The sequence below is a fragment of the Micromonospora andamanensis genome (assembly GCF_016863495.1).
Classification (GTDB): domain Bacteria; phylum Actinomycetota; class Actinomycetes; order Mycobacteriales; family Micromonosporaceae; genus Micromonospora; species Micromonospora andamanensis.
The window spans coordinates 220,643-246,276 of sequence record NZ_BOOZ01000011.1; the positions used below are offsets into that span (position 1 = coordinate 220,643).

23 protein-coding genes and 1 pseudogene are annotated in these 25,634 nt (G+C 72.0%); 8 read left to right on the forward strand and 16 right to left on the reverse strand.

Features of this window, described 5'->3' with window-relative positions; translation table 11 throughout:
- Positions 1 to 23 precede the first annotated feature (23 nt).
- Both Van01_RS12330 and Van01_RS12335 read right to left on the reverse strand, forming a co-directional pair.
- The gene (locus Van01_RS12330) at positions 24 to 2,132 is read right to left on the reverse strand and encodes a HelD family protein (protein WP_204006008.1); all 2,109 of its coding nucleotides are present in this window, start codon (positions 2,130 to 2,132) and stop codon (positions 24 to 26) included.
- A 122-nt stretch (positions 2,133 to 2,254) separates the two neighbouring features.
- A complete protein-coding gene (locus Van01_RS12335; RefSeq protein ID WP_204006010.1) occupies positions 2,255 to 3,178 on the reverse strand; it encodes an alpha/beta fold hydrolase in 924 nt (307 codons plus the stop codon).
- 148 nt (positions 3,179 to 3,326) lie between these two features.
- On the opposite strand from Van01_RS12335, the gene Van01_RS12340 reads away from it, so the two are divergent.
- Complete coding sequence (locus Van01_RS12340) at positions 3,327 to 3,980, forward strand: carbonic anhydrase (protein WP_204006012.1); 654 nt, start codon at positions 3,327 to 3,329, stop codon at positions 3,978 to 3,980.
- Positions 3,981 to 4,071: 91 nt separating this feature from the next.
- Here the strand turns inward: Van01_RS12340 and Van01_RS12345 are convergent, their stop codons facing one another.
- Entirely contained in the window at positions 4,072 to 4,401 is a 330-nt protein-coding gene (locus Van01_RS12345; protein WP_204006014.1) for a hypothetical protein, read from the reverse strand.
- A gap of 305 nt (positions 4,402 to 4,706) precedes the next feature.
- Between Van01_RS12345 and Van01_RS12350 the strand changes: the two genes are divergently transcribed.
- Together Van01_RS12350 and Van01_RS12355 are read left to right on the forward strand one after the other, a co-directional pair.
- A complete protein-coding gene (locus Van01_RS12350; protein ID WP_204006016.1) occupies positions 4,707 to 5,198 on the forward strand; it encodes a DUF3145 domain-containing protein in 492 nt (163 codons plus the stop codon).
- A 62-nt stretch (positions 5,199 to 5,260) separates the two neighbouring features.
- On the forward strand, positions 5,261 to 6,994 hold the full coding sequence (locus Van01_RS12355; protein ID WP_204006018.1) for a glycoside hydrolase family 3 protein: 1,734 nt from the start codon (positions 5,261 to 5,263) through the stop codon (positions 6,992 to 6,994).
- An 85-nt stretch (positions 6,995 to 7,079) separates the two neighbouring features.
- Here Van01_RS12355 and fabF read toward each other — a convergent pair whose 3' ends face one another.
- From fabF to Van01_RS12380, 5 genes are all read right to left on the reverse strand, one after another.
- On the reverse strand, positions 7,080 to 8,306 hold the full coding sequence (gene fabF / locus Van01_RS12360) for a beta-ketoacyl-ACP synthase II (protein ID WP_204006027.1): 1,227 nt from the start codon (positions 8,304 to 8,306) through the stop codon (positions 7,080 to 7,082).
- A 1-nt stretch (position 8,307) separates the two neighbouring features.
- Positions 8,308 to 8,547, reverse strand: a complete 240-nt coding sequence (locus Van01_RS12365; RefSeq protein ID WP_007072348.1) for an acyl carrier protein — start codon at positions 8,545 to 8,547, stop codon at positions 8,308 to 8,310.
- Between the two features lie 83 nt (positions 8,548 to 8,630).
- Complete coding sequence (locus Van01_RS12370; protein ID WP_204006029.1) at positions 8,631 to 9,575, reverse strand: beta-ketoacyl-ACP synthase III; 945 nt, start codon at positions 9,573 to 9,575, stop codon at positions 8,631 to 8,633.
- A complete protein-coding gene (locus Van01_RS12375) occupies positions 9,572 to 10,567 on the reverse strand; it encodes an ACP S-malonyltransferase (protein ID WP_204006031.1) in 996 nt (331 codons plus the stop codon). The genes Van01_RS12370 and Van01_RS12375 overlap by 4 nt, the downstream gene beginning before the upstream one ends.
- Positions 10,568 to 10,645: 78 nt before the next feature.
- The gene (locus tag Van01_RS12380) at positions 10,646 to 11,944 is read right to left on the reverse strand and encodes a PucR family transcriptional regulator (protein ID WP_275410310.1); all 1,299 of its coding nucleotides are present in this window, start codon (positions 11,942 to 11,944) and stop codon (positions 10,646 to 10,648) included.
- A gap of 115 nt (positions 11,945 to 12,059) precedes the next feature.
- Between Van01_RS12380 and Van01_RS12385 the strand changes: the two genes are divergently transcribed.
- Entirely contained in the window at positions 12,060 to 12,425 is a 366-nt protein-coding gene (locus Van01_RS12385) for a hypothetical protein (protein ID WP_204006034.1), read from the forward strand.
- A gap of 70 nt (positions 12,426 to 12,495) precedes the next feature.
- On the opposite strand, the gene Van01_RS12390 is transcribed toward Van01_RS12385, so the two are convergent.
- Positions 12,496 to 13,143, reverse strand: coding sequence for a hypothetical protein (locus Van01_RS12390; protein ID WP_204006036.1), 648 nt, complete (start codon positions 13,141 to 13,143; stop codon positions 12,496 to 12,498).
- A 245-nt stretch (positions 13,144 to 13,388) separates the two neighbouring features.
- Between Van01_RS12390 and Van01_RS12395 the strand changes: the two genes are divergently transcribed.
- Entirely contained in the window at positions 13,389 to 13,946 is a 558-nt protein-coding gene (locus tag Van01_RS12395; RefSeq protein WP_239099019.1) for a copper resistance CopC family protein, read from the forward strand.
- A 53-nt stretch (positions 13,947 to 13,999) separates the two neighbouring features.
- Here Van01_RS12395 and gltX read toward each other — a convergent pair whose 3' ends face one another.
- From gltX to Van01_RS12410, 3 genes are read right to left on the reverse strand one after another with little or no spacing between them, the layout of a single operon-like run.
- Entirely contained in the window at positions 14,000 to 15,409 is a 1,410-nt protein-coding gene (gene gltX, locus Van01_RS12400; RefSeq protein WP_275410311.1) for a glutamate--tRNA ligase, read from the reverse strand.
- Positions 15,410 to 15,459: 50 nt separating this feature from the next.
- Entirely contained in the window at positions 15,460 to 16,731 is a 1,272-nt protein-coding gene (locus Van01_RS12405; RefSeq protein WP_204006038.1) for an MFS transporter, read from the reverse strand.
- The gene (locus Van01_RS12410) at positions 16,728 to 18,077 is read right to left on the reverse strand and encodes a GH1 family beta-glucosidase (RefSeq protein WP_239099020.1); all 1,350 of its coding nucleotides are present in this window, start codon (positions 18,075 to 18,077) and stop codon (positions 16,728 to 16,730) included. The genes Van01_RS12405 and Van01_RS12410 overlap by 4 nt, the downstream gene beginning before the upstream one ends.
- Before the next feature lie 186 nt (positions 18,078 to 18,263).
- Here Van01_RS12410 and Van01_RS12415 point away from each other — a divergent pair, with 186 nt between their 5' ends.
- Positions 18,264 to 18,710, forward strand: a complete 447-nt coding sequence (locus Van01_RS12415) for an SRPBCC family protein (protein ID WP_093401307.1) — start codon at positions 18,264 to 18,266, stop codon at positions 18,708 to 18,710.
- Positions 18,711 to 18,812: 102 nt separating this feature from the next.
- On the opposite strand, the gene Van01_RS12420 is transcribed toward Van01_RS12415, so the two are convergent.
- The 3 genes from Van01_RS12420 to aceE form a co-directional block, all read right to left on the reverse strand.
- Positions 18,813 to 19,748 (reverse strand): DUF8832 domain-containing protein, encoded by a 936-nt coding sequence (locus Van01_RS12420; RefSeq protein ID WP_204006040.1) that lies wholly within the window; start codon positions 19,746 to 19,748, stop codon positions 18,813 to 18,815.
- The gene (locus tag Van01_RS12425) at positions 19,745 to 21,034 is read right to left on the reverse strand and encodes a choice-of-anchor B family protein (protein ID WP_204006042.1); all 1,290 of its coding nucleotides are present in this window, start codon (positions 21,032 to 21,034) and stop codon (positions 19,745 to 19,747) included. The genes Van01_RS12420 and Van01_RS12425 overlap by 4 nt, the downstream gene beginning before the upstream one ends.
- A 280-nt stretch (positions 21,035 to 21,314) precedes the next feature.
- A complete protein-coding gene (gene aceE / locus Van01_RS12430) occupies positions 21,315 to 24,059 on the reverse strand; it encodes a pyruvate dehydrogenase (acetyl-transferring), homodimeric type (protein ID WP_204006044.1) in 2,745 nt (914 codons plus the stop codon).
- Positions 24,060 to 24,235: 176 nt separating this feature from the next.
- On the opposite strand from aceE, the gene Van01_RS12435 reads away from it, so the two are divergent.
- Positions 24,236 to 24,640: a YjbQ family protein gene (locus Van01_RS12435; RefSeq protein WP_204006046.1), complete on the forward strand. Its 405-nt coding sequence runs from the start codon at positions 24,236 to 24,238 to the stop codon at positions 24,638 to 24,640.
- Positions 24,641 to 24,725: 85 nt separating this feature from the next.
- On the opposite strand, the pseudogene Van01_RS12440 reads toward Van01_RS12435, so the two are convergent.
- Positions 24,726 to 25,091 (reverse strand): annotated as a pseudogene (locus Van01_RS12440) (alkaline phosphatase D family protein); the annotation flags it as partial.
- Positions 25,092 to 25,139: 48 nt separating this feature from the next.
- Between Van01_RS12440 and Van01_RS12445 the strand changes: the two are divergent.
- Positions 25,140 to 25,631 carry a MarR family winged helix-turn-helix transcriptional regulator gene (locus tag Van01_RS12445; RefSeq protein WP_204006048.1) on the forward strand — a complete coding sequence of 164 codons (492 nt, stop codon included), beginning with the start codon at positions 25,140 to 25,142 and terminating at the stop codon, positions 25,629 to 25,631.
- Positions 25,632 to 25,634 lie beyond the last annotated feature (3 nt).

Sequence of the window (25,634 nt, forward strand, 5' to 3'; positions counted from 1 at the left end):
GTGCAATAGCCGGGCTCGCGGTCTCAACCGGTCGGGTCGATGGTGGTCAGCCGCTGGGTGGCCCGGGACAGCGCGACGTAGAGGGTGCGCACGCCGGAGCCCGGCTCCGCCCGGATCTCACCTGGGGCGACGAGCACCACCCCGTCGTACTCCATGCCCTTGGCCTCCAGGCTGGTCACCACCTGCAACCGCTCCCCGCCGATCGCCCCCAGCCAGGCCGCGACCTGGTCCCGGCGGGGCACCGGGGTGATCACTCCGACGGTGCCCTCCACCTCACCGAGCAGCGCGCTGGCGGCCGTGACGACTGTGGCCTCCAGTTCCGGAGCCGGCACCACGAGCTGGACCGGATCGATGCCTGTGGAGCGGACCGCGGTGGGCAACGCGAGATCGGGGTACGCCCGCCGGATCTCGGCCGCCGCCACCGCGAAGATCTCCGCCGAGTTGCGGTAGTTCGTGGTGAGGGTGAACCGGTGCCGCCGACGGCGACCGAGCGCCTGGTCGCGGGCCCGCGCCAACTCCTGCGGATCCCCCGTCCACGCGGTCTGTGCCGGGTCACCCACCACCGTCCAGGAGGCCAGCCGCCCGCGTCGGCCGACCATCCGCCACTGCATCGGTGAGACGTCCTGGGACTCGTCGACCACCAGGTGGGCGTAGTCGCGGTAGTCCTCGGGACGTTCCCGGGCCGCCTGCCGGGCGGCCCGCTGCCGATCGGCGAAGGTGCTCAGCTCACGTACCCCACCGGCCAGTTGGAACGGGTCCCGCTTCTGGCGGGCGGGGCGCATCGGCTTGCCGAGCAGCGCGTCCAACTCGTCAAGCAGCGCGACGTCGGCGACGGACAGACTCGCCGACCCCTGGTACGCCGCGCCGAGCAGCCGGATCTCGGTGCCGGAGAGCAGGCCCCCGCCGTACCGGCGCAACCGCCGCGGCTCGGCCAACCAGGCGAGCACGTGCCGCGGATGCAGCCGTGGCCACCACGCCTTGAGGAAGTCGCGGAAGTCCGTCCGGTCGATCAGCTCGTCCTCGAAGGCGCGCTGCTCGGGCAGCCCGGTGATGCCGAGCCGGCGGGCCTGCGACCAGAGGGCGGCGAGCACGCCGTCGAAGCCGGCCCGACGCACCTCGTTGCGACGGGCGCCACGCGGCAACGCGCGGTCCCGGATGGCGTCCAGTTCGGCCCGCTCCAGCCGCAGCAGCGTGCCCCGGTACAGCAGGCGCAGCTCGGTGGGGGAGTCGGGCACCGCGTCCCGGGCCGCCCGCTCCAGCACCCGGCGCATCCGCAGCGAACCCTTGATCGCCGCCACCTCGGGCGGGTCGGTGCGGGTGGCCACCACCCCGGGGAAGAGGCTGCCCAGCGAGTGCAGGGTGGCGGTGTCCTCACCCAGCGACGGCAGCACCGAGGCGATGTACTCGACGAACACCGAGGAGGGACCGATCACCAGGATGCCCCCGCCGGCGTACCGGCTGCGGTCGGCGTAGAGCAGGTACGCCGCGCGATGCAGCGCCACAGCCGTCTTGCCGGTGCCGGGGCCGCCGGAGACGAGGGTCACCCCCGAGCCGGGGGAGCGGATCGCCTCGTCCTGCTCGCGCTGGATGGTGGCCACGATGTCCCGCATGCCGCGACCTGTGGTTCGGGACAGCGTGGCCAGCAGCGCGCCGTCGCCGACCACAGGCATGTCCGGTGGGGCGGCGTCCGGGTCCAGCAGGTCGTCCTCGATCCGGGTGACCCGCTCACCGCTGGACTGGATGGTGCGACGCCTGACGACGCCGAGCGGCTCCGCCGGGGTGGCCTGGTAGAACGCGGCGGCGGCCGGGGCCCGCCAGTCCACCACAAGCGTGGTGGCGTCCTCGTCGCGGATGCCGAGTCGCCCGACGTACAGGGTCTGCCCGTCGCGCAGATCGAGCCGGCCGAAGACCAGCCCCTCGTACTCGGCGTCGAGCACATGGCGTCGCTGCGCGGCGTGGAAGACCATCGCGTCGCGTTCGACGAGCGCACCGAAGTTGCCGACCCGGGCGAGCCGGTAGCCTTCCCGCTCCGCGTGCACTGCCGATCGGCGCAGCTCGGCCAGTCGCGCGTACACCCGGTCGAGATGCCGTTGCTCGGCGGCGATCTCCTGATCCAGGGTGCTCTGATCCACCGCTCGCTCTCCTCGTGACGCCGCCCGGCCAACCGCACGAGATTACGCCCCGCGTTCCGGTGCGCGTCCCCCGGATCTTCGCCGACCTGCGACGGACCCCGGGAAAGGGCGGCGGACGGCGGTCAGCCGGTGACGGACCGCCGGGCCGGGAGGGCGTCCAGGACCCGGCGCAACACGTTGGCCAGGGCGCCGTTGACCTCCTCGGGGCGTTCCATCATCAGCATGTGACCGGCGCCGGGGCAGACGGTCAGCTCGGTGGCCGGTAGCGCGGCGGCGATGGACTCCGCGCACGGTGGCGGGGTGAGCCGGTCCCGGTCGCCGACGAGTGCCGCCGCCGGCAGGTGGGCCAGCGCGGCGAGCGTGGTCAGCCGGTGCTGGGTGCCGATGGAGGCCCGGAACCCGCCGATCGAGCGCAGTGAGGCGCGGGCCACCGCCGAGGTGACCAGCCGGATGTCGGTGGGGTCGCAGCGGTCCCCGAAGAGCATCCAACGGATGCTCGGGCGTAGCGCGCGCAGCAGGGCGCGGGGCGGTCGCCAGGCGCCGCAGCGGGCGAGGACCCCGGCCCCGGTGGTCTCGGCCAACCGGATGATCCGGGCGATCCGGGGCGAAAGTCCGTAGACGGTGTGAGTGTGCCCCTCGGCGGTGGTGGAGACGAAGACCAGGCCGGCGGCGCGCCGTGCGAAGTGGTCCGGGTGGCGGTGCGCGTACTCCATGATCGTCATGCCGCCCATCGAGTGGCCGACGAGCACCACCGGCCCGGTGGGAGCCACCGCGTCCAGCACCTCCACCAGGTCGTCGCCCAGTTGGGCCAGGGTGGCCGTGGGCAGGGCCATGCAGCTGGACCGGCCGTGCCCACGGGCGTCATAGGTGACCACCCGGACCGAACCGAACAGCTCCCGGATGGCTGTCAGCTGCCGGTGCCAACTGCGCCCGTCCAGGGTCCAGCCGTGCAGCAGCACGGCTGTCACCTCGGCGTCGGACGGGCCTGCCGTCTCCACGTGCAGGCGTACGTCGTCGCCCAGCCGTACCTCGGTCGGCTCCGGCATCGCCACCTCCCCAGGGCGCACGGATGCGTAACACCGGGGATACCCGGTGGTAACACCGGCTACCCGTCATGACAACACGCCAACCGGGGTGTTGAGAAGATCTCGTCGATCGGCTCCGCCTTGGCGCCGTCCCGGCCAGGCTGAGGAGATGGCAGACACGGGCGGATTACCCGCCGGCTCCGCGCTCGCCGGCCAGGCCCGCGGGGGTACGCCGCGTGCGGCCCTGGCCGAACTGCTCGCCGGCAACCGGCGCTTCGTCAGCGGGCAGCCGGTGCACGGGCACGACGTGACAGCGGCGGCCGCGACCGCCTCCGGCGACCAGCAGCCGTACGCCGTGGTCCTGGGCTGCATCGACTCGCGGGTGCCGCTGGAGGCGATCTTCGACCAGACTTTCGGCGCGATCTGTGTGATCCGTACCGGGGCGCACGTGCTGGACCGGGCCGTACTGGGCTCGATCGAGTACGTGGTGGAGGTACTCGGCGTACCGCTGGTGATGGTGCTGGGGCACGAGCGGTGTGGTGCGGTGCAGGCGACAGTCGACGCCCTGCGTACCGGCCGGCGTCCGCAGGGCCAGCTGGCCCATCTGGTCGACCGGATCGCGCCGGCCGTCGCCGAGGTGGGGGTGGACGACCGGCACGTGCTGCCGGCGGCCGTCCGCCGGCACGTGGTGCGTACCGTGGCCACGCTGCGCGCCGACCCACGGCTGATGCCGCCGATCACCGCCGGCCGGGTGGCCGTCGCCGGAGCGCTCTACGACCTGGCCACCGGCGAGGTCGCGCTGCTCGACCCGCCGGGCAGGTGAATCGGGCCGGGCCGAGACGGTGAACGCCCGCCGGGGGTGACCCGACGGGCGTTCACAGGTGCTGCGGAGAGGGCGCGCTGCCCTCGGTCGATCAGGCCTCGAAGACGCCGGCCTCGACCAGGCGCTTCTCGGTGGCGTCCCAGCCGTCACCCGGGTGGGCGGCGTTGAGACCGTTGAGCTCGGCCCGGATCTTGGCGGCGTGGCCGGCGGCGGCCAGCACCCGGATCTCCTCGATGAAAGCCTCGGAGTCGGTGCGCAGGTGCGCCGTCTTGCCGTTGGTCAGGTTCCGCACGTAGGCGTGCTTGCCGCCGTTGAGCGGGATGACGTACTTGAACTCGCCCAGCACGCTGAGGGCGCCACCCTGGCCAGCCTGGCCGGCCCGGACTGACGCGCGCGCGGTCTTAGAGGTGTTGCTCGCCACGGAGGTACTCCTTGCAAGACGTACGGAGGACGGAACGTCCGGGGGCTGTTGCGGGCGCCGTGGAAGGCGAGACCCGCGGAGGCTTACGCGGCACAGGCCGCCGATGGAACTGTACACGACCCACGATGCCGGCTGGTCATCGCGGCGTCACGAGGTGGAACCGCGGTCACCTGTCCGGGTATTCCGGGCGGCGGATTTGCCGATTCCCTGGCGTACCATCCGTCACAGGAGTCATCATGTGTTCCACAAGCCCGGGTCGGGCGAGGTCGTAGGGGAAGACGCACCTCGCACTCCGGGAGGTCACCGTGCCAACGCGTGGCGTCGTATACGTCCACTCGACCCCGCTCGCCGTGTGCTCGCACGTCGAGTGGGCGATCGCGCGCGTCCTCGCCGCGCCGGTCAACCTGCAGTGGACGGCCCAGCCCGTCGATCCCGGCGCCCGCCGGGCCGAGTGCGGGTGGTCCGGTAGCCCGGGGACGGGCGCCGAGCTGGCCGCTGCCCTCCGGCAGTGGCCCATGATCCGTTTCGAGGTGACCGAGGACCCCAGCCCGGGCCTCGACGGCGAGCGCTTCATGCACGTGCCGGGCCGGGGCCTGTTCCGGGCGACAGTGGGCGCTGCCGGAGACATCCAGCTCGGCGAGGACCGGTTGCGCAGCATCATGGCCGGTGCGCGGGCGCCGGAGGCCCTCGCGCACGCCCTCGACAAGGCGCTCGGCACCGCCTGGGACGCCGAACTGGAGCCGTACCGCCACGCCGGGGACGGCGCGCCGGTGACCCTGCTCACCCAGGTCGGGTAGGCCGGTCGGGTCGGTCCAGCCGAGGAGAGGTCGAGTTGCCCGGTACGCGGTGAACTGGTGGGATGGTCCGCGTGTCGACTACCCCTCGGCGCGTCACCGCCGTGTTCGTCCTGGTGACCGCGCTGCTCGTCGCCGGCTGCTCCGGGGCTGGTCAACGCCCCGCAGCGGGCCCCGCCTCGACTCCGGCGACGGAGTCTGCGCCGCCGTCGAGCGCCCCGCCCGAGGACCCGGCCACCAAGGCGGCCGCCCTCGTCGCCGAACTCTCTGACGAGGACCTGGTCGGCCAGGTGCTGATGCCGTACGCCTACGGCGACCAGGCGACGAAGGTGTCGGCCGGCTCGGCCGCCGGCAACCGGGCACTGGGCGGGGTGGACACGCCGGCCGAGATGATCGAGAAGTACCGGCTCGGCGGGCTGATCCTGGTGGGTTTCAGCGCGGACGACCCCACCCAGACCAACCAGGAGACCACGAACGTCGACAACCCGAAGCAGGTCCGTGAGCTGACCACCGGGCTGCGCGAGGCCGCCGGGCGGCTCCCGGCGGGCGCGGCGCCCTTCCTGATCGGCACCGACCAGGAGTACGGGGTGGTCACCCGGATCACCGAGGGGGTCACCATGCTGCCCAGCGCGCTCGGCGCCGGGGCCGCCGGTGACCCGGAGCTGACCGAGGCCGCCTGGCGGGTCGCCGGGACCGAACTTGCCGCCATGGGCATCAACGTCGACTTCGCGCCGGTGGCCGACGTGCTGGTGACCCGCAGCACGGTGATCGGGTCCCGCTCGTTCGGCTCGGATCCCGGGCGGGCGGCCGACCAGGTCGGTGGCGCGGTACGCGGGTTGCAGACCGCCGGGGTGGCGGCCACTCTCAAGCACTTCCCGGGGCACGGTCACAGCGCGGTCGACTCGCACAAGGACCTGCCCCGGCTCGGCCAGTCCCGCGGCAAGCTGGCGGCCGAGGCGTGGCCGCCGTTCACCGCAGGCATCGAGGCCGGCGCGCTGGCGGTGATGTCGGCCCACCTCGACGTCCGCTCGATCGACCCGGGCGTGGCCGCCACCTTCTCGTACAAGCTGCTCACCGAGGTGCTGCGCGGGGAACTGGGCTTCCAGGGTGTGGTGATCACCGACGGGATGAACATGCCGCCGGCCCGTCGCTACGAGCCCGGTGAGGCCGCGGTACGGGCGTTGAAGGCCGGCAACGACCTGATCCTGATGCCTCCGCACGTCGGGAAGGCGTACGAGGGGCTGCTCACCGCGTTGCGCGACGGCACACTGCCCCGTGGCCGGCTGGTCGAGGCGGCCACCCGCGTGCTGACCATGAAGTTCACCCTGGGCGACGCGCCCGCGCCGGAGCTGTCCACGCTCGGCGCGCCGGCGCACCGTGCGGCGGCCAGGGCGCTGGCCGCCGGAGCGGTGACCGTGCTGCGCGGCCGGTGCGACACCACGGGCGTCCGTGGCCCGGTCACCGTGACCTCGTCGGGCGGGCGGGCGCACACCCGGGCGGCGTTGACCGAGGCGCTGACCTCGGCCGGCGTGAAGGTGGTGCCCAGTGGTGGCACCGTCGTCCACCTGGTCGGCTACGGCGACGGCGCGAAGGACCTGCGATCCGACGCCGCCGTCACCGTCGCCATGGACACCCCGTACGTGCTGGCCTCGGCGAAGTCGCCCACCCTGCTGGCCACCTACTCGTCCAGCCGCGCCTCGATGACCGCGCTCGCCGACGTGCTCGCCGGCAAGGCCCGCCCCACCGGCCGCTCCCCAGTCAAGATCCCCGCCCTACCCCCCACCACCTGCACGGACTGACCCCACCCGGGGCGGTTGATCATGAGGTTAGCGGCAATGGTTGATCTTTGGACTGCCGCCAACCTCATGATCAACGTGGGCTGGCTCAGGGGCGGGTGAAGACGAGGGCCACGTTGTGACCGCCGAAGCCGAACGAGTTGTTCAGCGCGGCGGGCACGTCCATGTGTCGGGCCTTGTTGGTCGCCACGTCGAGGGTGAGACCGTCGTCCGGGTCGTCCAGGTTGATCGTCGGCGGCACCACGCCGTCGCGGATCGCCAGGATGGTGGCGATCGACTCCAACGCACCGGCCGCGCCGAGCAGGTGCCCGGACATCGACTTGGTGGCGGTGAGCACCGGATGGTCGCCGAGCGCGGCCCGCAGCGCGGTGATCTCCGCCAGGTCACCCACCGGGGTCGAGGTGGCGTGCGCGTTGACGTGGACGATGTCCGACTTCGCCACGTCGGCGTCGGAGATCGCCTTCGCGATGGCCCGGATCGCGCCGGCACCCTCCGGGTGTGGCTGGACGATGTCGAAGCCGTCGGAGGTGAGGCCCGCGCCGGCGAGCCGCGCGTACACCCGGGCACCCCGGGCTGCGGCGTGGTCGGCGCGTTCCAGCACGATGACGCCGGCGCCCTCGCCGAGCACGAAGCCGTCGCGACCCTTGTCCCACGGGCGGGAGGCCCGCTCGGGCTCGTCGTTGCGGGTCGACATCGCCCGCATCGAGGAGAAGCCGGCGATCGGCAGCGGGTGGATGACCGCCTCGGTGCCGCCGGCCACCACCACGTCGGCGCGGCCGGCACGGATCATGTCCAGGCCGAGCGCTATCGCCTCCGCGCCGGTGGCGCAGGCGCTGGCCACCGAGTGGACACCCGCGCGGGCACCCAGTTCCAGGCCGACCCACGCGGCCGGACCGTTCGGCATCAGCATCGGGATGGTGTGCGGGGAGACCCGCCGTGGGCCGGACGTCTCCAGGATGTCGTCCTGGGCGAGCAGGGTCAGCGCCCCGCCGATGCCCGAACCGACGCTCACGCCGAGCCGCTCCGGGTCGAGCCCGGAGTCGGCCAGGCCCGCGTCCGACCAGGCCTGGTGGGCGGCGATCAGGGCGATCGCCTCGGAGCGGTCCAACCGGCGCAGCTTGACCCGGTCCAGCAGGCCGGTCGGATCGACCGCGAGCTGGGCGGCGATCCGGACCGGCAGTTGCGCGGCCCACTCCTGGGCGAGCGGACTCACCCCGGAGCGGCCGGCGAGCATGGCGTCCCAGGTCGACGCGACGTCCCCGCCCAGCGGGGTGGTCGCGCCGAGCCCGGTGACGACGACGTCGATGCGACTCATATCAGGACTGCGCCTCGATGTAGCTCACGGCGTCCCCGACGGTCTTGAGGTTCTGCACCTCGTTGTCAGGGATCTTGACGCCGAACTTCTCCTCGGCGGCGACCACGACCTCCACCATGGAGAGCGAGTCGACGTCCAGGTCGTCGGTGAAGGACTTCCCCTCGGCCACGTCGTCCGGGTTCACCCCGGCAACCTCTTCGAGGATCTCGGCGAGGCCGGCGGTGATCTCGTCACGGGTCATTGCGGTGGGTTCCTCTCATCGGGTTCTCTCGACGGGGCGGCGACGCCACCCGTCGCTCCTCGGCGCCGCGCGCCGTGGGGGTATCAGGGGCAGCGGACGACCTGACCGGCGTAGGTCAGACCGCCGCCGAAGCCGAACAGCAGCACCGGTGCGCCGGAGGGCACCTCGCGGCGCTCCACCAGCTTGGACAGGGCCAGCGGGATGCTGGCCGCGGAGGTGTTGCCGGACTCGACGATGTCCTTGGCGATGATCGCCTGTGGGATGTTCAGCCGCTTCGCGATGCCGTCGATGATCCGTGCGTTGGCCTGGTGCGGAACGAACGCGGCCAGCTCCGACGGGTCGACACCGGCCCGTTCGCACGCCTGCAGGGCCAGCGGTGCCAGCGCCGTGGTGGCCCAACGGAACACCGTCTGGCCCTCCTGGGCGACGTACGGTCGCCAACCCTCGATGCGTACCGCGTCGCCGCGCTCCGGCACCGAGCCCCAGACCACCGGGCCGATGCCGGCCGGCTCGTCCTCGGCGGCGGCGGTGACCACTGCCGCGCCCGCGCCGTCGCCGAAGATGATGCAGGTGGAGCGGTCGGTCCAGTCGGTGAAGTCGGACAGCTTCTCCGCGCCGATCACCAGCGCATTGCGTGACGCACCGGCGCGGATCGCGTGGTCGACGGTGCCGAGCGCGTACGCGAAACCGGAGCAGGCGGTGTTGACGTCGAACGCACCCGGGGCGTTGATCCCCAGCTTGGCGGCGACCCGGCAGGCCACGTTCGGGCTGCGGTCGATCGAGGTGCAGGTGGCGACCACGACCAGGTCGATGTCGGCGGCGGTCAGGCCGGAACTCGCCAGCGCCTTGTCGGCGGCGGCTGCGGCCATGTCGGCGACCGTCTCGTCACCGGCGATCCGGCGGGTCGCGATGCCGACCCGGTCGCGGATCCACTCGTCGCTGGTCTCCACCAGTTGGGCGATCTCGTCGTTTGTCACCACCCGGGACGGCTGGTAGTGCCCGAGGGACAGGATCCGGCTGCCCGTCATGACGAGGCCTCCCCAGCGTCGGTGTTGGCGCGAGACGTGTGCGGACTGGTTCCGTGGACCGGGCCACCCGCCGTGCTGCCGTGCCGGGCGATGAGATCCCGGGCGGCGGGCAGGTCGTCCGGGGTCTTCAGGGTGACGATCTCCGGCGCGCCGGCACCTGCGAGTTCGCGCTTGACCAGCCCGGCGAGCGTGCCGGCGGGCGGCAGCTCGATCACGCCGGTCACGCCGAGTGCGGCGAGCGTGGCCATGCAGAGATCCCAACGGACCGGGGCGGTGACCTGGCGGACCAAGCGTTCGAGCAGTTCGCCGCCGTTGTCGACGGCGGTCCCATCGAGGTTGGACAGCAGGATGCGGTCCGGGTCGTTAGGGGTGATCCCGGCGGCGACAGTGGCCAGCGCCGCCTCCGCCGGAGCCATGTACGGGGTGTGGAAGGCGCCGGCCACCTGCAACCTGACGACCCGGACCCGCTCCGGAGGCTCGGCGGCCAGCTTGTCCAGCCCGTCGAGCGCACCGGCGGCGACGACCTGACCCTTGCCGTTGCGGTTGGCGGCGTGCAGCCCGTGGGCGCTTATCGCGGCGGTCACCTCGTCCGGGTCGCCACCGAGCACCGCGGCCATGCCGGTCGGCTCCAGCGCGCAGGCGGCGGCCATCTCCCGGCCGCGTACGCCGGCGAGGGTGATCGCCGCCTCCGCCGACAGCGCCCCGGCCAGCGCCGCCGCGCCGAGCTCTCCGACACTGTGCCCCGCGGTCAGCGTGACCTCCGGCATCGGCAGGTGCTCGGCGGCGAGCAGCGCCGCGGCGACCAGCAGCGGCTGGGTGCGAGCGGTGTCCCGGATCTCGTCGGCGTCGGCTGTGGTGCCCAGGTGCACCAGGTCGACGCCGGCCAGCTCGGACCACGAGCGCAGTCGGGCCTCGGCGTCGGGCAGGGCGAGCCAGGGGGTCAGAAAGCCAGGTTTCTGGGAACCCTGGCCGGGGCAGAGTACGGCGAGCACGTCTATGACTCTCCTGGATACCCATGGGTTGCGCTGTGCCGGCTGGCACCAAACCGCACTAGGACAGTTGGAGGGATCCTACAAAGACTGACGCTGGTCATCGCCATGCTGTGATCTTTTACTTACCGGTGGGGTCAATGTCTGGGTCGGCACCACCGGATCGAGCCGGCCGACGGTAAGTGCGACCCGCAGGGCGAACGCGTCCCGGGGCGCCAGCGGGCTGAACCCGGTCACCTCGGAGATGCGACGCAGTCGGTAGCGCACGGTGTTCGGGTGCACGTACAGCGCCCGCGCGGCGCTCTCCAGCGTGCCGCCCGCGGCGAAGAAGGCGTCCAACGTCTCCAGCAACTCGCCGCCGGCGCGGACCAGCACCGCGTACACGTCATGGCGCAGCCGACGGCGGGCCTCGGCGTCACCCGCGAGGGCCCGCTCGGGCAGCAGGTCACCGGCGTGCACCGGGCGCGGCGCCGCCGGCCATGCCGGGGCGGCCCGGTATCCGGCCAGCGCCGCCCGGGCCGACTCGGTCGCCTCGTCCAGGCTCGGCACCGCCGGACCGACCACCACCGGCCCGTCACCGAAGGCGGTGAGCAGCTTGCCGGTGGCCGCGACCGGGTCCGCCGCCCCACCCAGCACGATCACCAGGCGGTCGCCGTGCACGCCGCCGATCACCTCGACCCCGATCCGCCGGGCCTGCCGGTAGACGGTGTGCAGGACGGCGGCGACCTCGCCGCCGGGGGAGGGGCCGACCGCCACCGCGACCGGCGGCGCGTCCGTCCAACCGAGCGCGGCGGCCCGGCTGGCCAGCACGTCCGGCGAGTCGCCGCGCAGCAGCGCGTCCACCAGCAGGGCCTGTAGCCGGGCGTCCCAGGAGCCGCGTGACTCGGCGGCCCGGGCGTAGACCCGGGCGGCGGCGAAGGCGATCTCCCGGGAGTACCGGAGCACCGCCTCCCGGAGCTGCGGCTCCTCGCCGGGAGCGGCCAGTTCGCCGACCTGCTCCTCGACCACGTCGATGGTCACCTTGATCAGCGCGACGGTCTGCTGGAGGGTGATCGAGCGGGCCAGCGCCTGCGGCGCGGTGGCGAAGACCTCGTCGGAGACCTCCTGGGTGCCCTCGCCGGCCCCGCCGCCGGCGCGCAGCCACTGGACCAGGGAGCGGGCGCCGGCCTGGGCCACGAGCATCACCCAGGAGCGCTGGTCGGCGGGCAACTCCCGGAACCACGGCAGGGTCTCGTCCATCCGGACCACACTCGCAGTGGCCAGCGCACCGGCCGCCCGCTCGATCCGGCGCAGCGTGGCTGACAGGTCCGTGCTGCCCGACTCGCTCACCCGCCTAGCCTGACATGCCCTGACCTGGACCTTGACGGCAGGCGTCGGCACCGCACCGCTGACCGGGAACCGGTACGCGCTGCGCGGCCGGTCAGATCCGGCCAGTACGGTGACAGGGCACGTCGGGTGGGCACCGGCGGGTGAGGGCGAGCGTGAGGAGACGCCGATGGCGTACGGGGAGGCCGACCACGGCTGTGCCCAGGGGGAGCCGTGCCGACCGGGCCCGCACGAGCAGCCGGCCCTCGCCAAGCACCACCGCCGGCCGCCCGGCCTGGCGCATCCGGTCGAGCCGGCCACGGGTCGGGTGCCGGAGCGCCCTGAGGACGATCCCACGTCCGTCCGGCCGCGCGGTGGCGAGCCCGCGGTGCCCCGTCAGCGGGCCGTCGAGCCGTCCACCCCGGGGCAGGTCGAGCCGACGGCCGGGGCCTGCCGCAGTGACCTGCCCGGCTGGGCCGGGGCACACCGGCACGGCCCGGTCCGTCCGGCTCATCGCAATCCACGGCGGCAGCGCCCGCCGGGTCGCTGGTGCTGAACAGACCGGGACGGCCCAGTCGGAATCCTGGACCCGCTGGCCGGGCGCGGGCCCGCGAGCGGGTCGGAGTTCAGTGGGTACGGCGGCGGATCAGGAGCGCGATCCCGGCGAGCCCGACGGTGATCACCAGTACCACCGCGACGTTCAGCAGGAGTAGCCGCTGCAGATCGTTGAACGCCTCGTTGATGTCCTGAGCGGGGTTGAGCGCCTCTTCCGGGATGATGCGCTCGCCTCCGCCGACGCCTCCGCTCACCGCCTCGTAGGTCCGTTCGAGCGGGACACCGGCGGTCCGCAGCGTCTCGGACATGCTTACTCGTCCGAGGTACCAGGAGGCGCTGACCTTGCGGTCGGGCTGCTTGGCGGGGCGGAAGACGCGGGGACCACCCACCGCCTTCGGGTACAGGTCGTAGGTCTGCTTCGGAGCGTCACCGGCCAGCACCACGACCGTGTACTTCGGACCGAGGTCGGCCTTCTTTGGACCGCCGGACTGACGGACCAGACCCCGGTGGTTGACCTGCTCGATGACGGCGACGACATGCGCGGGGTGGGTGTCGGAGCGCAGCCGCAACGGCTCGGCCAGCCCGTGCCCGGTGATGTCCACGCCGGCCGGCGGCGTCTTCGGCGCCGCCCGGGCCACCTCGGCGGAGCTGAACGACAGCAGCACCGCCGCTACCGCACCTGCCGTCACCGTGGCGATTCGCCTCATCCGTCGGACCATGCCGCCTCCTCGCCCCGTTCGATGGGTGGCTGTGCTGCAGGGGTCACACGTTGGAAGGCCGACGGTGGTGACCGTGTCCACAGGACAGGTACCCACTCAAAAGACTCCGCGGAACGCCGATCGGTTGCAGCTGATGGAACACTAATTGGAACTATGCGCGATCGCGACTCGACAAACGACCAGCCGCGAAGCAGCGGGCGGATCTTACCTTTGCGGAGGCCATGATGGGGGGCAGGATAGCGCGAATGGCGCGTTCCTGGACAGCGGTGATCGGCGTGGCGTTCGGCGCGTCGCTGCTGATGCCTGCCGCACCGGCCGCCGCGCACAACCAGCTGACCGGCAGCACGCCGCGTGCGGGTGCCCGGGTGGCCGACGCGCCCGAGCGCGTCGAGCTGCGGTTTCTGGCCCGGCTCAACGAGCAGACGACGACCGTCACGATCACCGGGCCGGACAATGTCGACGCCGCTGGTGGGCAGCCGCGTTTCGCCGGTAACCGGGTCAGTGTGCCGTTCACACCCGGCGCGGCGGGGCTGTACATCATCGGCTACCGGCTGGTGTCGGACGACGGCCATCCGATCTCCGGCGAGGTGCGGTTCACGATGACCACGAACACCCCCGCCGACCCGACCCCGGAACCCACAGCCGCCGCCCCGACGATCCCCGCCACCACCACCCCGCCGCCGACCACGTCCGAGGCCGTCACCCCGGTACCCCGGTCGGACGAGTCGTCCGGCGGGAACGGCTGTGGTGGGCGGTCGTTGCCGTCCTGCCGTTGCTGGCGATCCTGGTCGCGGCCCGGCTGATCCGCCGCCGCGCCGCGCGTCGCGGCTGAGCGCCGCCAGGGCGGCGCGGCGGGTCAGACCAGGCGGACCCGGGCGGCGCGCATCCGGGTCAGGGCGCGCTCGCGCCCGAGCACCTCCAGCGACTCGAACAGCGGCAGGCCGACGGTACGGCCGGTGACCGCGACGCGTACCGGTGCCTGTGCCTTGCCGAGCTTGAGGCCGCGCTCCGCGCCGACCGCCTCCAGGGTGGCCTTGAGCGTCTCCGCGTCCCACGAATCGACAGCCTCGAAGGCGGCGACGGCGGCGTCGAGCAGCTCCGCCGACCCCTCCTTCATCGCCTTGTTCCAGGCCGCCTCGTCGATGAGCGGGGAGTCGACGAAGAGGAAGTCGACGTTCGGCACGATCTCGCTGAGCACCGCGATCCGGGTCTGCGCCAGCGGGGCCACCGCGGCGAACACGGCCGGGTCGAACTCCGTCGGCTGCCAGGGCGGCGGCGCGATCGTGCCGGTGCCGGTCAGCCAGGGCTGGCACGCCTCAACGAACTCGGCCACGGGCAGCGCCCGGATGTACTCGCCGTTGAACGCACGCAGCTTCTTCTCGTCGAAGAACGCCGGCGAGGGGTTGACCTCATCCAGCCGGAACTCGTCCTCGATCACCGACCAGGGCACGATCTCCCGGTCGCCGGAGGGTGCCCAACCGAGCAGCATCAGATAGTTGCGCATCGCCTCGGCGAGGTATCCCTCGTCCCGGTACGCCTCCAGGGCGACCTTGTCGCGGCGCTTGGAGAGCTTCTGCCGCTTCTCGTTCACCACCACCGGCACGTGCGCCCAGATCGGCGGCTTGACCCCGAGCGCGTCCCAGAGCAGTTGCTGCTTCGGGGTGTTGGGCAGGTGCTCCTCGGCGCGGATCACGTGGGTGATGCCCATCGTCATGTCGTCCACGACGTTGGCCAGCAGGAAGACCGGCGAGCCGTCGCCCCGGGCGATGACGAAGTCCTCGATGAGCTTGTTCTCGAACGTCGGCTCGCCCCGGATCAGATCCGTCACCACCGTGACGCCCTCGTCCGGGGTGCGGAAGCGCAGCGCGCGGCCCTCGCCGGGCGGTAGCTCCCGGTCGCGGCAGAAGCCGTCGTAGCCGGTGTACTGGTTGCCGGTGCGGGCCTGCACCGCCTCGCGGGTGCAGTCGCAGTAGTACGCCCGGCCGGCCTCGTACAGCCGCTGCGCGGCGGCCCGGTGCTCGGCGGCGTACGAGGACTGGAAGTAGGGGCCCTCGTAGCTGCCCCGCTCGATGCCGATCCAGTCGAGCGCCGACAGGATGCCCTCGGTCCACTCCGGCTTGTTGCGGGCCGCGTCGGTGTCCTCGATACGCAGCACGAACACACCGCCCTGCTGCCTGGCGTAGATCCAGTTCTGGAGTGCCGAGCGGGCACCGCCGACGTGGAACATACCGGTCGGGGAAGGGGCGAAGCGCACACGTACCGTCACGGCCCCCAGCCTACGGCGGCGCGCGACCGCAATCGGCCAAGGGGTGCGGCTCACGGCACGGAGCGGATCTTCAGCACCAGCACACTGCCGAGTACGGTCACCGCCGCGGTGGTGGCGTACAACGCCGGGTAACCGCCGAGGTACACCACGATCGGCGCGGAGATGGCCGGGCCGAGCACCTGCGGCGCGGAGTTCGCGATGTTGATCACGCCGAGGTCCTTGGCCCGGTCGGTGGCCTTGGGCAGCACCTGGGTGATCAGAGCGGCGTCCACCGACAGATACACCCCGTAGCCGGCACCGAGCAGCAGTGCGGCGGCCATCGCCATCGGCCAGGTGGGCGCGACGGCGAGCATTAGCGCCGCCAGCGCGATCACCATCCCGGACGTGATCACGTAGACCTTCCGCCTGCCGGACCTGTCGGACAGCCGACCGGCGACCACAGTGGTGGCCATCAGACCTGCGGTGTAGAGCAGGATCAGCACCAGCAGGCCACCCTCGGGGTCGGCCACCTGCACCTCGTCGGTGAGGAAGTAGAGCAGGTACAGAGTGCCCAGGGCGTTGCCGAGCTGGACCAGGAACCGGGTGATCCAGGCCCAGCCGAAGTCGGGGTGCTGGCGCGGCGACACCCACATCGAGCGGAGCAGGCCACGGAGTGTCAGCCGGTGCGAGCGGGGCAGCGGGTCGTCAGCCGTCCGCAGGGCGAACGGCACCGCCAGCAGCAGGATGGCCCCGGCGATCGCCAGGTAACCGGCGGTGGTGCCGGTGAACACGGCGGTGACCAGGACCACCCCGAGCACCAACCCCAGTGCCTGCGGAATGCCGACCCAACCGGAGACGCCGCCACGCTGCACGACCGGAACCCGGTCCGGTACGGCGGCGGTCAGGCTGGCCAGCATCGCGTTGAGGCAGACCTGCGCGGCGACCCAGCCGACCGCCACCCCGAGCACGGTCTGGGCCTGGGCGAGCAGCACCAGGGCCGACGCGGCGAGCACCGCGCCGCCGAGTGTCCAGACGTGCCGCCGGCCGAACTGCCGTCGGCCGATCCGCAGGCAGGTCCGGTCGGACAGCGCCCCGGCCAGCGGGTTGGCGATCACCGCCGCGAGGGCGCCGATCCCGGTGACCACCGCCAGCATCGTCTCCTTGTCGGCCGGTGCGATCTGCCCGAGCTGCTGGGGCAGCAGCACCTGGATCGGCGTGAAGAAGGCCATCCAGACGCCGAGGTTGGCGGCGAAGAGCAGCGCGATCCACCCTCGGCGTACCGGGACCGTCGGTTCGGCGAGCGCGGCCGGCAGCGAGGCCGGGGTGGGGTCGACGGTGGTCACCGCCGTGGTTCCCGCCGGGTGGTCGCGATCACCTCGCGCAGCCAGGCGTACGACGACTTGGGCGTGCGCTGCCCGGTCTCGAAGTCGACGTGCACCAGGCCGAACCGCTTGGTGAAGCCCTCGGCCCACTCCCAGTTGTCCAGCAGCGACCAGACGAAGTAACCGGTGACGTCCACCCCGTCGTCGATCGCGGCGCGTACCGCCCGTAGGTGGCCGTCCAGGTAGGCGATCCGGTCCGGGTCGGGGACCCACCCGTCGGCGTCGGGCGCGTCGTCGTAGGCGCATCCGCTCTCGGTGATCTGGATCGGGGGCAGCGTCGTCCGGTAGCGGTCGTGCAGCCAGCCGAGCAGCTCACGCAGTCCGGCCGGATCCACCGGCCAGTCGAAGGCGGTTCGCGGGTAGCCGGTGAGGGGAACCAGCTCGAAGGGCAGGGGTGAGCCCTCCTCGGGCGCGCGTACCGCTGTGGGGTTGTAGTAGTTGACGCCGAGCACGTCGATCGGTGCGGCGATCACGTCCAGGTCGCCGTCGCGTACCGCTGTGGTGTCGAAACCCAGCTCGGTCGGGTACCCGCGACCGAACAGCGGGTCGGTGAAGAGCCGGTTGTGCAGCGCCTCGTAGGTCGCCGCCGCGGCGACGTCGGCCTCGCTGCCACCGACGACGCGCACCGGGGAGTAGTTGTTGGCGATGGCCACCGGGCTGGTGCTGCGGGCGCGGAGCGCGGCGACCGCGAGACCGTGGCCGAGCAACTGGTGGTGGGCGACCGGGAAGGCGTCGAAGAGCAGCATCCGGCCCGGGGCGTGGACGCCTGTGGCGTGCCCGAGGCTCAGGTGGATGAACGGTTCGTTGAGGGTGATCCAGAGCCGGACCCGGTCGCCGAGGCGGGCGGCGACCAGGTCGGCGTACTCGGCGAAGCGGTGCGCGGTGTCCCGGTTCAGCCAGCCTCCGGCGTCCTCGAGCGGCTGGGGCAGGTCCCAGTGGAAGAGGGTGGCGACCGGGTCGATGCCGTGCGCGAGCAGTTCGTCGACGAGCCGTTCGTAGAAGTCCAGCCCGGCGGGGTTGACCTGGCCGGTTCCGCTGGGCAGCACCCGGGGCCAGGAGATCGAGAAGCGGTACGCGGTGACGCCCAGCCCGGCCATCAGGGCGACGTCCTCGGCGTACCTGTGGTAGTGGTCGCAGGCCACGTCGCCGCTGCTGCCGTCAATGATCCGGCCGGGGGTGTGGGCGAAGGTGTCCCAGATGGACGGTCCGCGTCCGTCGGTGCCGGCGGCGCCCTCGATCTGGTACGCGGAGGTGGAGACGCCCCAGCGGAAGCCGGTGGGGAACTCGGGCATCGGAGCGGTCGGCATGCGCCCTCCCGGTGAACGCGAAATGTGTTCGGAACTTTAGGGGGCGCGACGGCCGGACGCCATAGGCTGCCGGTCCGCGTAGCGCAATACCTTTCGGCGTGTCTTTTACGAACCCGTCCATATACGTCCGTTTTTGCGCATAGAGTGCCGAATATCGTGGGATGTCCTCACTGGAGGAAGACGGAAATGATCCTCGTGGAACGCAGCGCGCACGTGGCGGCGCCGGTGGAAGCGGTCTGGGACGTGGTGCAGCGGGCCGAGCAGTTGCCGGCCTGGTTGGCCGGGGTCCGTGCGGCCGAGGTCCTCTCGGGGGAGGGCTTCGGTCGGCGGCAGCTGGTCCAGGCTGGACGCGGCGCCGCGCATGAGGCCGAGGTGATCGCCTATCAGGAACCGACACTTATCGGCTGGCGCGAACGCGCCAAGGGCGCCGGTGCCCGAGCGGAGGCGCGCACCGAGATATACGTCCAGCTCACGCCCGACGAACAGGAGGGCGGGACGGTCGTACGGCTCATCGTCGTGCGCTGGCCGGCCGGCCCGGTCAAGGCCGCCCTGCTCCGGCTCGGCCTGCGTCGGGTCGGCGCCGACCTGGAGGACTCGCTGGCCCGGTTGACCGATCTGGCCGCCGTCGGCTGACGGGCCGCGTCCCGGCGTCACCCGCGACGGTGGCGGCCCCGGTGTCCCTTCCAGAGGCACCAGGGCCGCCACCGCTCGTCGCGCCCGGGCGCGGGCGGCGGCTCACACGATCACGGTGAACGCGGCGACGCGCACCTCGTCGAGGTGCCGGAACTCGAAGAACAGCCGGTAGGTGCCGGCCGACGGCACGGTGACGCCGAACGCCACCACCGAGCTGGGCTGGCTGGCCGCCGCCGGATGCACGTGCAGGTACGCCAGGTCGCCCTGGCGCAGCGCCACCAGGTGCCCGTACGCGCCCAGGTGGCGTTGCAGGTCGTTCACCGGCCGCCCGTCGTGGCCGAGCCAGACGAGCACCTGGTTGGACTCGCCCGCGCGCAGCCCACCGTCGAGGGTCACCGTGTAGCCGTCCACCAGGATCGTCTCCTCGGGTGGCGCGAGCGGACCGGCGGCGTACCGGCCGGGAACCGGCACGTCGACCCCGAGCGTGACGCCGGCCGCCGCACCCTGCGGCCAGAAGTCCGCGATGGCCCGTAGCGGGCCGGGTGAGCTCGGCGTGACAGTGACCCGCCAGGTGCCGTCGGCCGACATCTCCGGGTGCACGTGCTGGTAACCGGAGAGGTCCCGGCCGACCAGGATCAGGTGCATCCTGCGCTCGTGGCTCTCCTGGAACGTGGTGAGCGCGGCCCCGGTCGGGTCGGTGATCCGGAAGGCCAGTTCGCCGGGCCGGCCGGCGGTCAGCGCCGGGGTGTCCAGGGCCAACGTCCAGCCGTCGCGGGACACCTCCAGCCCACCCGGGCCGTGGCCGGCATGTGGGTCGGCGGTCGCCGGTCGAACCGGAGCGGGCGCCGGGGCACCGGCGCGCCCGGCGAAGAACCCGACGGTGAGGGTCAGGCCGAGCACCAGCGCGGCGGCGGCGTACCGCCACACAGCCCCGCCGGCCGGTGGTGGCAGCACCGGGTCGGGGCGGGGGCGCCCCGGCCGGGACGCCCCCTCGACCTGGCTGGCGGACGTCGCCGCCCGACGGTCGATGGTGGTCATGACAAGCGGGGCTGGAGCACGAACAGCCCCTGCTCGATGCCGCTGACCACCACGATGCCGCTCGGGTAGTACGGGTAGGTGCTCCACGCCCCGTTCATCGAGGCGCTGTTGCTCGACGGGTAGATGTCGAAGAAGCCGGCCTCGGTGGCCTGCCCGCTTGCCACGTTGCGCAGGTCCAGGATGCGCAACCCGGCCCGGTAGTTGGCCTGGTAGCTGTAGTTGCCCTTGACGTACTGGTTGTGGTCGGTGGCCTGTACCCCGGACGGCGCGCTGTAGGTGCCGATGTGCCGGGGCGCGTCCAGGTCGGCCAGGTCCCAGATGTAGGTCTGCGTCCGCACCCCGCGCCGGGTCTCGTCCAGCTCGTCGTCGAGCAGGAAGTACCGCTGGTTGTCGGTGAACCAGCCCTGGTGGGTGTACGCCCGCCCGGTGTAGCCGATGCGGGACAGCTGCCGGGGAGCCGACTTGGTGGTCACGTCGACAACCGTCACCGTGTCCTCGTTGGAGCTGACGCAGATCTCCCGCCCGGTGTAGGTGGTGTCCGGACCCCGGTAGACCACGCACTGGGTGTCGTGGGTGTAGCCGTCGTTGCTGACACAGCCCGCGTACACCGGGGACTTCGGGGTGCGGATGTCCACCATGTGCAGACCGCCGCTGCACGTGTTGGTGCCGACCGCGTAGGCGTACCCGGTCTGCTCGTTGATGGCGATGTTGTGCGAGTTGCCGAACTGGCTGTAGTGCACGTTCGCCGTCCAGGTCTGCGGCGCGGTGACGCCACGCAACCGGGTCAGGTCGAACACCTGCATGCCGTGCCCGGAGACGTCCGCCACCACGTACGCGTGGTCCCGGTAGACCTTGATGTCGCGCCAGATCGCGGTGCGGTTCTGGTAGGCGGGCAGGTTACCCAGGTAGACCGGGGCGGTCGGGTTGGAGACGTCCACGAACGAGGTGCCGTTGCGGCGTCCGACGAGCGCGTACTCCTTGCCGGTCTGCGGGTCGGTCCAACCCCAGATGTCGTTGGCCTGGCTGCCGCCGATGCTGGACAGCGGCATGAACGACAGCAGGTCCACGTTGCGACAGGGATAGCCCGCCGCCTGGCCGTTGGTGCAGGTCGCGGCGGCGGCTGCGACAAGCTGCTGGGTGGGTTCGCGTTGCGCCATGAACTCCTGTGCCGACGCGCGCCCGGCCGGGGTGGCCGGGTCGTGCGCCACCGAGGGCGAGCCCGCCGGGACCATCGACACCACCAGGACGCCGACGGCCAGGGACAGACCGATCCGAACGATTCGCATGAAGGCTCCCTCCCGTCGCGCGCGGAGGCGGCGGTGACGTCCCGGCCGGCGGCGGACGGGCGCGACGGGGTGGATCCACCGGCCGGCCTGGTGTCCCGGGGTAGAGCTGAAACACCTATCGGCAATTGTGGATGCGCTGTGTTACACGAAAAAGACATGCGTCGATACCGGAAGAGTCATACCTGCGGGCTCGCGACCGGAGACGAACGCCGCACGCGAAGGGGCCCGGCGGCGGTGTCGTACCGCGCCGGGCCCCTCGGCCGGGGACGTCGTCCCAGGTTCAGCTGTCGCCGCCGGTTTCGCCGACCGGGGCAGCGTTGACGTCGTCGATGGCGTACTTCTTGGCCGCCTCGGCCGGCACGTGGGCCGGTACCGCCCCGCGTAGCGCGAGCTGGCGCAGGGTCGCCACCGCCACCGACTCGGCGTCGACGTGGAAGTGCCGGCGCAGGGCGTGGCGGGTGTCGGACAGGCCGAACCCGTCGGTGCCCAGCGAGGTCCAGTCGCCCGGCACCCACCGGGAGATCAGGTCCGGCACCGCGCGCATCCAGTCGCTCACCGCGATCTTCGGGCCGTCCGCGTCGGCCAGCTTGTGCTGGATGTACGGCACCCGCTGCTCCGCGCCCGGGTGCAGGAGGTTGTACGCCTCGCACTCGACCGCGTCGCGGCGCAGCTCCGTCCAGGAGGTCACCGACCAGACGTCGGCGGCGACCCCCCAGTCCTGCGCCAGCAACTGCTGCGCCTTGAGTGCCCACTGCATCCCGGTGCCGGAGGCCAGCACGTTCGCCCGGGGAGCGTCCCCGTCCAGCGAGGGGGCGGGGGAGTAGCGGTGGATGCCCTTGACGATGCCCTCGACGTCCACTCCCTCCGGCTCCGCCGGCTGGTGGATCGGCTCGTTGTAGACGGTGAGGTAGTAGAAGACGTTCTCCTGCTTCTCGCCGTACATGCGGTGCAGGCCGTTCTCCATGATGTGCGCGATCTCGAACGCGAACGCCGGATCGTACGCGACGACCGCCGGGTTGGTGGCGGCCAGCAGCAGCGAGTGCCCGTCCTCGTGTTGGAGCCCTTCACCGTTGAGCGTGGTGCGTCCGGCGGTGGCGCCGAGCACGAAGCCCCGGGTCATCTGGTCCGCGGCGGCCCAGAAGCCGTCACCGGTGCGCTGGAACCCGAACATCGAGTAGAAGATGTACATCGGGATCATCGGCTCGTCGTGGGTGGCGTACGACGTGCCGGCCGCGGTGAACGAGGCGACGGAGCCGGCCTCGTTGATCCCCTCGTGCAGGATCTGCCCGACTGTCGACTCCTTGTACGACAGGAACAGCTCCCGGTCGACAGAGGTGTACCGCTGGCCGTGCGGCGAGTAGATCTTGGCGGTCGGGAAGATGGAGTCCAGGCCGAAGGTGCGCGCCTCGTCCGGGATGATCGGCACCCAGCGCTTGCCGAACTCCTTGTCCTTCATCAGGTCCTTGAGCAGCCGGACGAAGGCCATCGTGGTGGCCACCTTCTGCTTGCCCGAGCCGCGCTTGACGTCGGCGAAGCGCTCCGCGCCGGGGATGGCCAGCTTCTTGGCGCTGGTCCGCCGGGTCGGCAGGTAACCGCCGAGCTGCTTGCGCCGCTCGTGCAGGTACTGCATCTCGTCGGACTTGTCGTCCGGCCGCAGGTACGGCGGCAGGTAGGGGTTCTCCTCCAGCGCCGAGTCCGGGATGTCCAGGTAGAGCCGGTCGCGGAAGGTCTTCAGGTCCTCAAGCGTCAGCTTCTTCATCTGGTGCGTGGCGTTGCGGCCCTCGAAGTGCGAGCCGAGCGTCCAGCCCTTGATCGTCTTGGCCAGGATCACCGTCGGCTGGCCGGTGTGCTCGGTCGCCGCCTTGTAGGCCGCGTACAGCTTGCGGTAGTCGTGCCCACCGCGCTTGAGGTTCCAGATCTCGTCGTCGGTGAGCCCCTCGACCATCTTGCGGGTACGCGGGTCGCGGCCGAAGAAGTGCTCCCGCACGTACGCCCCGGACTCCGCCTTGTAGGTCTGGTAGTCGCCGTCAGGCGTGGTGTTCATCAGGTTGACGAGCGCGCCGTCGGTGTCGGCGGCGAGCAGCGGATCCCACTCCCGGCCCCAGACCACCTTGATGACGTTCCAGCCGGCCCCCCGGAAGAACGCCTCCAGCTCCTGCATGACCTTGCCGTTGCCGCGTACCGGCCCGTCCAGCCGTTGCAGGTTGCAGTTGATCACGAAGGTGAGGTTGTCCAGCTCCTCGCGGGCGGCCACCCCGATCGCGCCGAGGGTCTCCGGCTCGTCCATCTCGCCGTCGCCCAGGAACGCCCATACGTGCTGGTCGGAGGTGTCCTTGATGCCCCGGTGCTGGAGGTACCTGTTGAACCGGGCCTGGTAGATGGCGTTCAGGCCACCAAGACCCATGGAGACCGTGGGGAACTCCCAGAAGTCCGGCATGAGCCGGGGGTGCGGGTACGAGGGAAGACCGCCGCCGGGGTGGGACAGCTCCTGCCGGAAACCGTCGAGCTGGTTCTCGCTGAGCCGGCCCTCCAGGAACGCCCGCGCGTACATGCCGGGCGAGGCGTGCCCCTGGTAGAAGATGTGATCGCCGCCACCCGGGTGTTCCTTGCCCCGGAAGAAGTGGTTGAAGCCGACCTCGTAGAGCGACGCCGAGCTGGCGAAGGTCGAGATGTGGCCACCGACGCCGATCTCCGGCCGCTGCGCGCGGTGCACGAGCATCGCCGCGTTCCACCGCACGTACGCCCGGATCCGGCGCTCGACGTGCTCGTCGCCGGGGAACCACGGTTCGCGCTCCGGCGGAATGGTGTTGATGTAGTCGGTGGTGGTCAGCGACGGCACGCCGACCTGACGCTCCCGGGCGCGCTCCAGCAGCCGCAGCATGACGTAGCGGGCTCGCTTGGTGCCACGGTCGTCGATGACACCGTCGAGCGACTCGACCCACTCGCTGGTTTCTTCGGGGTCGATGTCCGGAAGCTGGCTCGGCAGGCCGGCCGTGATCACCGGGCGCTTGCGTTCCGTAGCCACAGGCGTTCCCTCGGTTGTGTTGTGGGATAGGTCTCTAGCGCCATCCTGCCCCGTCGCGGCACTCGGCGTCACGTCCACCCGGCCGAAGGGCGACGCGCGACACACGTACCCACCAGTAACTATGCCGGTCGGCGGCGGTCGCGGCGGGCCCCGGCCGGGTGGGGAAGAATGCGAGGGTGCGCAGTGAGCTGATCACCGTCCGGACCGGTTCCCGGCCGACCGTCCGGGACATCACGGCCGAGGCCGAGCAGTTCGTCGCCGGCAGCGGCGACGGGCTGCTGCACGTGTTCGTGCCCCACGCCACCGCCGGCGTGGCGATCATCGAGACCGGATCAGGCTCGGACGACGACCTGCTCACCGCGCTGGACGCGGTGCTGCCCACCGACGAGCGGTGGCGGCACCGGCACGGCTCGCCCGGACACGGCCGCGATCACGTGCTGCCGGCCTTCGTCGCGCCGTACGCGACGCTGCCCGTGCTCGGTGGGCGACTTGCCCTGGGCACCTGGCAGTCGATCTGCCTGGTCGACACCAACGGCGACAACCCGACCCGGCAGGTCCGCTTCTCCTTCCTGGCGGGCTGACCGCTCCCGTCCGTCCCACCCGTCACCCGGTAACGGCTCGCCCGCCTTCCGTCACGCCGCCGCCGGTGACCGCGTCGCCCCGGTGGACCGCCCACGGCGCGACGGCATGGGCCGCCTGAAGATCCCGGTCGGTCTTGTACTGGGCGTGCCGCTGCCGGTAGTTGGCGAGCGTCCGGGTCTCCGGACCCTCGTGGTCACGCGGGTTCCCACCCGGTGCGGTGTACGTGTCACGGGCGTACTCGTACTGGTAGTCGCCCAGGTGCAGGACGATCTCCGGCTCGGACTCGGCCAGCCGCCGGTACGCCGTGAAGTACCCGTGCTCGTACTGCGAGCAGGACGCGAACGCCATGGCCAGCGTCGCGGGCAGGCTCCACGGTGCGGGAGCGGTGCGGGTCCGACCGACAGGCGACAGGTGCCGTTGGACGCGGAACCGGTAGAAGTACTCCCGGCCGCCCTCGCAGGCGCGGTCGACGGCGGTCCGCGAGCCTAGGATGTGACCATGTCACGGCCGATCATCGCCCCGGTCGGCCCGGAACCGGCCGACCGCGCCGGGCTGGCCGGTGACGCGGTCCGCCGGATCATGCACGTCGCCTCCGCCCTGCGACACCACCAGGATCTCGACATCGCCGCGCTCGGCCTGACGCCGGCCGTGGCCCGCGCGCTGTACCAGCTCGACCCGGACCGGCCGCTGCCCGCCCGCGAGCTGGCCGACCAGCTGCGCTGTGACAGGTCCAACGTCACAGCCCTCGTCGACAAGCTGGAGCAGGCGGGGCTGGTCGAGCGCCGGGTCGCGCCGACCGACCGACGGCAGAAGACGCTGGTGGTGACCGATGCCGGCCGACGGATGCGCGACCGGGTCCATCTCGTGCTCTCCGACTCCCGGCTGCTCACCCCGCTCAACAACGAGGAACTCGCCGCGCTGCGAGACCTCGTGTGGAAGGTCTCCGACGGTGGCTGCCCAGAGGACTGCGGCCCGACGGGGCCGGCGTGAAAC